Annotated in this window: 3 protein-coding genes; 1 reads left to right on the top strand and 2 read right to left on the bottom strand. The window is 66.0% G+C overall.

What is annotated here, in order from left to right; all coding sequences use genetic code 11:
• Positions 1-670 precede the first annotated feature (670 nt).
• Entirely contained in the window at positions 671-1,126 is a 456-nt protein-coding gene (locus ACIP1G_RS21815; RefSeq protein WP_400740695.1) for an REP-associated tyrosine transposase, read from the top strand.
• 9 nt (positions 1,127-1,135) lie between these two features.
• On the opposite strand, the gene ACIP1G_RS21810 is transcribed toward ACIP1G_RS21815, so the two are convergent.
• Both ACIP1G_RS21810 and ACIP1G_RS21805 read right to left on the bottom strand, forming a co-directional pair.
• On the bottom strand, positions 1,136-2,488 hold the full coding sequence (locus ACIP1G_RS21810; protein WP_400740693.1) for an aminotransferase class I/II-fold pyridoxal phosphate-dependent enzyme: 1,353 nt from the start codon (positions 2,486-2,488) through the stop codon (positions 1,136-1,138).
• Between the two features lie 9 nt (positions 2,489-2,497).
• Entirely contained in the window at positions 2,498-9,997 is a 7,500-nt protein-coding gene (locus tag ACIP1G_RS21805) for an SDR family NAD(P)-dependent oxidoreductase (protein ID WP_400740691.1), read from the bottom strand.
• Positions 9,998-10,465 lie beyond the last annotated feature (468 nt).

Genomic DNA, 10,465 nt, shown 5'->3' with positions numbered 1-10,465 from the left:
AATATCCCCCGGTCATTCACCGTTGCAGCCGCCACCGTATTCGCGGGTGAACCCGCTCCTACATTGATCGGTGGTGCATACACACCGGTGGTTCGGCACAGGCCAGTGGCGCATGCACATCGGTGGTTCGGTACAGGCCGGTGGCGCATGCACATCGGTGGTTCGGTACTGGTCGGGGGGTGCACACACATTGGTGGTTCGGCACAGCCCGTTGTAGGAGCGGGTTTACCCGCGAATGGGCCAGGCCTGCTGGCCAATATCCCCCGGTCATTCACCGTCGCAGCCGCCACCGCATTCGCGGGTGAACCCGCTCCTACATTGATCGGTGGTGCATACACAGCGGTGGTTCGGCACAGGCCAGTGGCGCATGCACATCGGTGGTTCGGTACAGGCCGGTGGCGCATGCACATCGGTGGTTCGGCACAGGTCGGGGGGTGCACACACATTGGTGGTTCGGCACAGCCCGTTGTAGGAGCGGGTTTACCCGCGAATGGGCCGGGCCTGCTGGCCAATATCCCCCGGTCATTCACGGTTGCAGCCGCCATCGCATTCGCGGGTGAACCCGCTCCTACATTGGTCGGTGGTGCACATTCTGAAATGGTTGAATCGGCGCAGGCGCCATGATGGTGACTACGCTGGCTGGGGCAATCGTGCTCTCAAGGATGAACATATGCACTACGCCCATGCCCATCACCTGCGCCGCCACAGGGTTTCGCACCCCGGCAGGCTGTACATGCTGACAACCGTCACTCACCACCGCCGCCCCCTGTTCCACAACTTCAACCACGCCAGGCTGGTGGTCAACCACCTGCGTCAGGCCGACCGGGAAAACAGCTGTGTCACACTGGCCTGGGTCGTCATGCCCGACCATGTACATTGGCTGATAGAACTGAAACAGGTAACCCTGGCCACCTTGATGCGCCGCTTCAAATCCAGGTCCAGCCTTGCCTTGCGCAAGGCCGGGGTAACATGCATGCCCATCTGGCAGTCGGGCTATTGCGATCGCGCCATGCGCAAGGATGATGATCTGCTCAATGCCGCGCGGTACATCATTGCCAACCCTGTCAGGGCTGGCCTGGCACCCAATGTCGGCGACTACCCGCACTGGGATGCCATCTGGCTGTAGGCATTGCCCTCACCCCAACCGCGCCACCTCTTCCGCCACCACCGCCACGGTGTGCCGGATCTGCTCTTCCGTATGCTCGCAAGACACAAAGAACCGCACCCGCGCCGAATGCTCCGGCACCGCCGGGTACAGGATCGGCTGGGCATTGATGCCGCGCTCGAACAGGGCACTGGACAAGCGCCCGGCCTTGAACGAACTGCCGGTAATCACCGGAATAACCGCCAACCCGGTACTGGTCGCGGTGTCCAGCCCCGCTTCCTGGGCCAGGCGCAGGAACAACTCGCCACGCGCCTGCACCTGCGCCACGCGCTCGCGGTCATCCGCCAGCAGCTTCAACGCGGCCAACGCCGAGGCCGTCACCGCCGGTGGCATGCCGACACTGTACAAAAAGCCCGGCGCCAGAAACTTCAGGTGCTCGATCAACGCTGTACTGCCGGCGATATAACCACCGCAACTGGCCAGGGTCTTGCTCAGCGTCCCCATCCAGATATCAACGTCATCGCCCGCCAGGCCAAAGTGCTCGCGAATACCTTTGCCCGTCGCCCCCATCACACCCAGCGAATGGGCTTCATCCACCATCAAGAACACTTTGTGCTTGTGCTTGAGCTCGACGAACCGGGGCAACTCGGGGTAGTCGCCATCCATGCTGTAGATGCCTTCCACCACCACCAGCACCCGCTCGAAGTGCTGGCGCTGCTCACCCAGCAAACGGTCCAGCGCTTGCCAGTCGTTATGGGCAAAACTCAAGCGGCGGGCACCCGACAGCTGGATACCCTGCAACACGCTGTTGTGAATCAGCTCGTCATGCACCACCAGGTCACGTGGCCCGAACAGGTAGCCGATGGTGGTGACATTGGTGGCGTGGCCACTGACCATCACCACCGCATCGTCCACGTCATACAGGCTGGCCAGTTCGCGCTCCAGCTCGCGGTGCAGCGGGCGGTCACCGGAAACCGGGCGGCTGGCCGACACCGAGGTGCCGTAGCGGTCGATCGCGGCCTTGGCCGCTTCGGCCACGCTCGGGTGGCCGGAGTAGCCCAGGTAGTTGTAACTGGCAAAGTTGAGGTATTCGCGCTCGCCAATCTGCGTCTGGGCACCGGCTGTACCCTGGTGCAGGCGGAAGAACGGGTTGCTCAACCCCAACCGCTGCGCGCCCTGCTGAATGACGCGCAGCTGCTGGTAACCCGGGTGCTGGTCAAAACGATAGAACGCCTCGGGCACCTTCAGTGCAGCCTGCTGCGCCTGCTCCAGGGTGGAACCCTGCACGGCCCCGGCGGCGAGATGGCTGCGGCGCGCAAGGGCTTGCTGGATCAGGCGTTGCTTGGTATCGCCACCAAGGCCGGTCGGGGTTTTGGCTGTCATCTAGCGCTCTTAGTCAATCAATCGGTTGGGGGCCGTGCTGGTGTCGGCCAGGGCAGCGTTCAACTGCGCCAAGTCTTCGGCGCTATGTTCGTTGCCATGACGGGCAAGCACATTCTGCGCCAGTTGCTCTTCACTGCTGCCCCCTTCACCGCGCAGCAGCTCCAGCAGCCGCGCGGCAAGCTTGTCGATGCTGGAGCTGTCGCTCAGCTCCATCACCGGCAGGCGAATACCAAAACGCTCCTCCAGCGCCACCACCAACTCGACGCTCATCAACGAGTCCAGCCCCAGTTCCTGCAGCGGGCGCTGGGCATCCAGGCGGGCCGGCGGCAGGCGCAGAATCTCGCACACCTCGTGCTTGAGCATTTCCGCGAAGCGCTCAAGCAACTCGGCATCGTCAAGTTCCGCCAGCATGCGCTGAATATCTTCGCCGCTGCCTTCATCTTCCTGATCACCGCCATAGGCACGCGCCAGTTCGACAAAGCGCGGCGTAGTGGCGCTGGGCAGGAAGCGCGCCAGCGCCTTGAAGTCCAGCTCCAGCACGCCGTGGCCGTTGTCGCCGTCCAGCAGCATGGCCTCCAGCTGGGCCAGGGCTGCTTCGGCCCGCAGCGCCGCGCCACCCATGCGGCTTTGCAGGGCGTCCTTGATCTGGCTGTTGCGCGCCAGGAAGCCGACATCGTCGATGGCGCCCCACAGCACGGCGGTGGCCGCCTGGCCTTGGGCACGGCGGTGCCGCGCCAGGGCTTCGAGCCAGTGGTTGGCTGCCACGTAGTTGGCCTGGCCGGGGTTGCCGAACAGTGTGGTGGCCGAAGAGAACATCACGAAGAAGTCCAGCGCCAGGCCCTGGGCCAGCTCATGCAGGTACTGCGCACCCTTGGCCTTGGGCTCCAGCACGCGGCGCAGCTGGTCGCCGTCCAGGTTGCGGATCAGGCTGTCGTCGATCACCGTTGCGGCATGCACCAGGCCACGCAGTGGCCATGGGCTGGCGGCGATGCGCTCGAACACCGCGTGCAGTTGCCCACGGTCGGTGATGTCGCAGGCCACGGCCTGCACGTCGATGCCTTGGGCGTGCCACAGCGCCAACTGCGGCTGGGCTTCGGCGCTGGCCGGGCCACGACGGCCCAGCAGCACCAGGTGGCGGGCACCTTTGTCGATCAGCCACTGCGCCGTGCGCAGGCCAAAGCCGCCCAGGCCACCGGTGACCAGGTAGCTGGCATCGGCGGCAAGCTGCAGTGCTCGCGCCGGTTGGGCACGGGTGTCGACGGTTTGCTGGATGGGGTTGGCGTAGGTCACCACCACCTTGCCGATCTGCCGCGCCTGCTGCATGTAGCGGTAGGCCTCGACCACCTGGTTGGCGTCGAATTCGCGGAACGGCAGCGGGTGCAGGATGCCCTGGGCAAACAGGTCCATCATTTCGGCGAACAACCGGCGAGTGAGCGTTGGGCGCTCGCTCATCAGCTGGTCGGCATCGATACCGAAGTAGCTGATGTTGTTGCGGAACGGGCGCAGGCCGATGCGGGTGTTCTGGTAGAAGTCGCGCTTGCCCAGCTCCAGGAAGCGGCCAAACGGCTTGAGCACCTGGAAGTTGCGGTTGATGGCCTCACCGGCCAGCGAGTTGAGCACCACGTCCACACCACGCCCGCCAGTGGCCGCCAGTACCTGGTCGGCATAAGCCAGCGAACGCGAGTCGTAGACGTTGTCCACGCCCAGCAGGCGCAGGAAGTCGCGCTTCTCGTCGCTGCCGGCAGTGGCATGGATCTCCGCCCCCAGCCACTTGGCGATCTGGATGGCGGCAATGCCCACGCCACCAGCAGCGCCGTGGATCAGCACCTTCTCGCCCGGCTCCAGGCGCGCCAGGTGATGCAGCGCGTAGTACACGGTGAAGAAGGTACTTGGAATGGTCGCTGCCGCTTCGAACGACATCCCTTCGGGGATGCGTGCCACGGCGTTGGCGTTGGTCATCAGGCGGTTGGCAAAGCTGCACGGGCCAAAGCCCACCACGCGGTCGCCCGGGGCGAAATCGCCGACCACCTCGGCACCTTTGCCCTGTACCACACCGGCAAATTCAAAGCCCAGGGTGGGGCCGGAGAAGCCGTTTTCGATGGCTTCGTCCGACAACAGGCCAAGGGCGAACATCACGTCACGGAAGTTAAGGCCCGTGGCGCGCACGGCGATGTCCAGCTCGTCTGCTGCCGGCTGACGCGGCTCGCGCACTTCCCAACGCAGGTTGCGCAGCTGGCCTGGCAGGTCGAAGCCCAGGCATACCCACTGCGCTTCGCTGCCGCTGCTGCGCGGCTGGCCGGCCAGCACGCGCAGGCGCGGTACGTAACGACGGCCTTCGGCATCCAGGGCCAGCTCGGTTTCGCCGTCGGCCTGCAGCAATGCTGGCACTGCCAGCTCTACAGGTGCCGCGTGGGCCAGGTCGAGCTGGCGAATGCGGCAGGTGGGCGATTCGTTGGCCAGGGTACGGCCAAAGCCCCACAGTGCGGCGTCGGCAATGGCCGACACGTCAGCGGCGGTATCGGTGCTGTACAGGTGCTCGGCGGCGCCGCGGCTGAACAGCCAGCACTGCGGCGCAATCGCCAGCGACTCACAGGCCTGCACCAGCGCGGCAGCCTGCATGCAGCGCTCGGCCTGGCCATCCAGGCCAGCGGCGCTGTCGAAACCGGCCAGGTGCAGCACATGCTCCGGGGGCTGGGCCAGGGCGCCAAGCTGGGCCGCCAGCGCCTGGGCGTCACCCGGCAGCAGCAGGTCAACCTGCTGGCCCTGGGCACGCAGCTGCTCGGCCAGGCTCAGGGCAGCGCACTGCCCGGCTTCGGCGAGCACGGCCCAGCGTTGCACAGCCACTGTTGCAGCAGTGTCAGCACCCGCCGGCTTGTCGGCCAGCAGCAGATAGCTGCCACAGGCGTTACCCGGCAAGGCTTCCAGCGTGTACAGCGCGGTCAGGCCATGACGTTGCAGCTCATGGCTCCAGAACGCCGGGCCCTGCTGGCGTGACAACGCCTGCTGCGGGCCGGCCAGCCACCATTCGGGCTGGGCGCCGAACACGAAATCGGCCCAACGTGCCGGGTACTGCCCCAGCAGCGCCAACTGGCCGTGGGGATTGAGCTGGGCACTGGCCAGGCGCAGGGCATCGCCCACCGCACCCAGTTCGCCAAGGTCGCTAGGCACCAGCACCCAATCGAACTTACCGGCCTCGGCCAGTTGCTCCAGGCCCAGCACCTGCAGGGCCGGGCAATCGTCACGCAGGCGTTGCTCAAGCTCGGGCTCGGCGACGCAGTAGGCATAATCGATGCGGTCGAAATCCAGGCCGGCGTACAGCAGTTCGGCAAACGAAGCCCCGCCAAAGCCGATTTCCAGCACGCGCAGGCGCTGGCCTGCCGGCAGATGTGCCAGGCGCTCGGCCAAGGTCTGGCCAATACCGCTCAGCAGGTGTTGCTGGCCTGCTGCGCCCAGCACCAGGCGCGCCAGGCTGGCACCGCTGGTTTCCCGCGGCTGCAGCGTGTCGAAGGCCTGGCTGCCCTCCAGCAATGCCGGCAGGTGGCGGCCGATACGGCCCACCGAATGGATAATCTGGAAGTACTCGGGGTAGCTCTGGAACAGCTCTTGCCAGATAGCCTCCGATGACGGGCGCTCGCCCAGGTCGGCCAGCTGCCAGCCGCCATCAGCGCTGCGCAGCAGGCTGCCGTCCTGCTCGGCGTGGCGCAGCAGGGCCGCGAGGAAGTCGCCCTGGGTTTGCGACCACAGCGCGACCTGCTCTGCGCTCAGGCGGCCACCGGCCTGCTCGACGGCATCCAGCACAAAGCTGCTGCACAGCACGTCCAGCAGTGGCTCCACTTCATTCAGGTAACGCACCTGCGCCGGCTCGTCGGCCAGGCACTGCAAGGCCTCGGCCAATGGCGTGCGGGCCACGGCATGGCGCTGCAGCGGCACTACCTTGCCCGGCGCCGCCAGGCCCACATGGCCCATGCGCTTGATATCGCCACTGCGGTCGTATTGCAGGCGCACGGCACGCATGCGCGCGTCCTTGATCGCCAGCACGGCAGCGCCGCTGGCATCGAACAGGGTGAAGTCGACAAGCAGCGAATGCGCGGTGCGCTTGCGTTGACGCACCTCGGCCAGCACCGGTACACCGCCAGCGTTGGTGAAGGCAATACGCCCCAGTTTGACCGGGATGAAGGCCAGGCCGTCGTTACGGCCCGGGCGGCTGGCCAGCAGCTCGGTGATCAGCTGGAAGGCGCCGTCCAGCAGTGCCGGGTGCAGGTGCAGGCCTGCCAGTTCGTGTTCGATGGCAGCCGGCACAGCCAGCTGGGCCACCACGCGCTCCGCCTCTACCCAGGCGGCGGCCACGGTCTGGTAGGCCGGGCCGTAGTTCAGGCCAACCGCGCAGGTCAACGCCAGGTGCTGCTCGCCGGTAAAGTCGGCCGGGCGTGCCGGCAGCGCCGGCGCACGGGCGTCCAGCAGCACGCCGCGGGCTTCACCCGGCAGGCGCGCCACCACGTGCTGTACCCAGTCCTCGCGCTGGGCCAGGGTGCGCGAGGTGATGCGCAAGGTGCCATCGGCCTCTTCCACCTGCACGCGCACCTTCTTGCTGCCCTCGCTGTTCAACAGCAGCGGGTTGTGGATTTCCAGCTCTTCGATGTCAACGAACTGACCCGGCTGGTGCAGTTGCGCCACGGCCAGTGCCAGCTCGGTAAAGCCGGCGCCCGGGAACAGCACCGACTCGCCAACCTTGTGGTCGGCCAGGGTCGGGTACTGCTGCGTGTCCAGGCGGTTTTCCCAGGTCAATGCCAGGTCGGGTACCGGGTAGCCGAGCAACGGGTGCACGCGCTGACGGCCCAGCGGGCTGTTGGACTCGGCGCTGACCGGCAGGCTGAAGTGGTCACGCTGCCAGGCATAGTTGGGCAGGCGCAGCTGGCGCCCGGCCACCGGGAAGCGGGCCTGCCATTGCGGCTCGACACCGGCAATCAGCAGGCGGGCCACCGTGCGCTCCAGCAGCAGCGGGCTGTGGTCGTTGCGCTTGAGGGTGGTAACCACTTGCCCCGGCTGTTCGCACTCGGCCAGCACATCGCTGACGTAGCTGCGCAGGATTGCATGCGGGCCCACTTCGACAAACAGGTTCAGGCCACTGCGCACCAGGGTATCCAGCGCGCCCTGGAACAGCACCGGGAAGCGAATGTTCTGCCACCAGTACTGGCTGTCCAGGCGCTCGCCGTCTAGCTCGCCACCGACCACGGTGGAGTAGAACGGAATGTGCGTGGCACGCGGGCGAATGTGCGCGAGGTCGGCGATAACCGCCTGCTCGATGGGGTTCATTGCCGGCGAGTGGAAGGCGTAGTCCAGGTCCAGGCGGCGGGCGAATACCTGGCGCTCGCCCAGGGTCTCTTCCAGCACTGCCAGGGCGTCGACCTCACCGGCCACCGTGGCGCCGCGGGCGCTGTTCTCACCGGCCACCACCAGGCGGCCGTCCAGCTTCAGTTCGGCAATCAGCTGCGCCGTGGCCTCGCCCGACAGGCCGACCGCAGTCATCTGCCCGGTACCGCGGGTCAGGCCTTGCAGGCGGCTGCGGTGGTAGATGACCTGGGTGGCATCCTCCAGGCTCAGCGCGCCGCTGGCCCAGGCTGCGGCCACTTCACCGACACTGTGGCCGATTACCGCAACGGGCTGAATGCCTTCGGCAGCCAGCACCCGGGTAACCGCCACTTGCAGGGCAAACAGCGCTGGCTGGGCGATTTCGGTGCGGGCATAGCGGCCTTCGCCATTTTCACCCAGCAGTTCGGCGCGCAGCGAGTAGCCCGCCAGGGGCTGGAACAGGGCGTCCACTTCAGCCACGGCGGCGGCAAACAGCGGTTGGTCGAGCATCGCCCGGCCCATGCCTTGCCATTGCGAACCGTTGCCGGAATAGACAAACACCGGTGCCGAGGCGGCGTCCAGCGCCTGGCCTGCCTCCAGCACCGCGCTCAGCTCGCTGAGTGTCGGGTCCTGGGCATAGTCATCCAGTGCCTGGGCGGCTTCGGCGGCGTTGTCGCTGACCAGCAACAGGCGGTGGCTGTGCGCATCGCGGCGGAACATCGCCTGGTAGGCCACATCGTAGTAGTCGGCCTGGGGATGCTCGGCCAGGTAAGCGGCAAAGCGCTCGGCGGTTGCGCGCAGGCCTTCTTCGGTCTTGGCGCTGAGCAGCAACGGCACCCGCTGCGTGCTGGCCGGTGCCGGACTTGGCGCTTGTGGTTCAGGGCTTTGCAGGATGACGTGGGCGTTGGCCCCGCCAAAGCCGAACGAGTTCACGCCCACCGTCAGCTGGCCATCCGCCTTGAGCGGCAACGGCTCGGTTACCACCTGCAGGTTAAGGTCGGCAAAGGCGATATTCGGGTTCAGCGCCTGCACGCCAATGGTGGCGGGCACGGTGCGCTCGGCCAGGCAGTTAAGCGCCTTCATCAGCCCGGCGGCGCCGGAGGCAGCCTCCAGGTGGCCGAGGTTGCTCTTCACCGAGCCGATCGGCAGCGGGTTGCCGGCGCCTCGCCCCTGGCCCAGTGCTTCGCCGATGGCGCGGGTTTCGATTGGGTCACCCACGGCGGTACCGGTGCCGTGGGCTTCCAGGTAGTCCAGCTGCTCGGGGGCGATGCCGGCCTGGGCGTAGGCACGCTTGAGCAACGCGGCCTGGGCTTCGGCATTGGGCAAGGTCAGGCTGGACTTGCGCCCATCGGTGTTCACCGCACTGGCTGCAACCACCGCCAGGATGGGGTTGCCATCGGCCAGCGCCTGGTCGTAGTCCTTGAGCAGGAACAGCCCGCCGCCTTCGGAACGGGCGTAACCGTCGCCGTTCTCGTCGAACGACTGGCAGCGCCCGGTACGCGACAGCATGGTCGCCTTGGCGAAGATCATGAAACCGAACGGGTGCATGTGCAGGCTGATACCGCCGGTCACGGCCTGGTCGACATCACCGCTGAGAATGGCCTGGCATGCCTGGTGGAAGGCCACCAGCGACGACGAACACGCCGTGTCGATCGCCATGCTCGGCCCGCGCAGGTCGTAGAAAAACGACAGACGGTTGGCCGCGATGCTCATGGTGTTGCCGGTGGCGGTGGCGGCGTCGATGGTCGCCAGGTCCTCGATCACACGGTAGGACTGCTCTACGCCAGCAATGCCCAGGTACACGCCGCAGTTGCTACCACGCAGGCTGGACGGTTTGACCCCGGCGTTTTCGAAGGTTTCCCAGCACATTTCCAGCAGTATGCGCTGCTGCGGGTCCATCATTGCGGCTTCACGCGGCGAGATGCTGAAAAAACCCGCGTCGAAGGCACTGATGTCGCCCAGGGTGCCTGAGGCGAAGGTATAGCTGGTTGCAGGGCTGGACTTGTCTGGGTGCAGGAACTCGCCCTTGTCCCAGCGGGACGGGTCGACCTGGGTCACCAGATCGCGCCCTTCCATCAGGTTTTGCCAGAAGCCGGCATTGGAAGAGCCGGGAAAACGGTATGCACAGCCTACGATTGCAACCTTTCTACGCTTGATCAAAACCTATTCCTTCAAATCTCATCGGGCACCGTCCCATCCGTCGGACAGCCGGCATGCCTGGCCTGGCCGTGTTGCTGGCCGGTCGTTGTATGTCACTGATGATTGTCTGGGTATCTGAAACTGCCTGGCACGCTGGGAGCGCAAGACCTTTGGTCTGGGGCTGGCGTGGGATTGTTCAGATTTGTGTGTGCGGATGATACGCGGGTTGGGGGGGAGGGAAAACCCTGGGGTGTCGGGTGGATCATATTGCAGCTGCTGGCCTATTGGTGGCGCGTGCTTCGCGGGCGAGCCCGCGCCTGCATTGAAAGCGGCAATCGCAGGGCCGTTGTAGGAGCGGGTTTACCCGCGAAAGGGCCGGGCCTGCCGTAATGCTGGTCAGTCAAGAAAAGGCAAGGTGTTCTCCATGCCTTTAGCAGCGCCTATTCGATCGAGCGCCGCCCGCGCGGCGCTTCGCGGCACAAGGCCGCT

It is taken from the genome of Pseudomonas sp. NPDC089392 (assembly GCF_044749595.1).
In the GTDB taxonomy this organism is placed as follows: domain Bacteria; phylum Pseudomonadota; class Gammaproteobacteria; order Pseudomonadales; family Pseudomonadaceae; genus Aquipseudomonas.
The sequence above is the reverse complement of the archived record's forward strand: the minus strand, read 5'-3'. Positions and strand labels throughout refer to the sequence as shown.

Coding starts and splice junctions, on each gene's coding strand:
- ACIP1G_RS21815 (WP_400740695.1), top strand. CDS start 671: ATGCACTACGCCCATGCCCATCACCTGCGCCGCCACAGGGTTTCGCAC.
- ACIP1G_RS21810 (WP_400740693.1), bottom strand. CDS start 2,488: ATGACAGCCAAAACCCCGACCGGCCTTGGTGGCGATACCAAGCAACGC.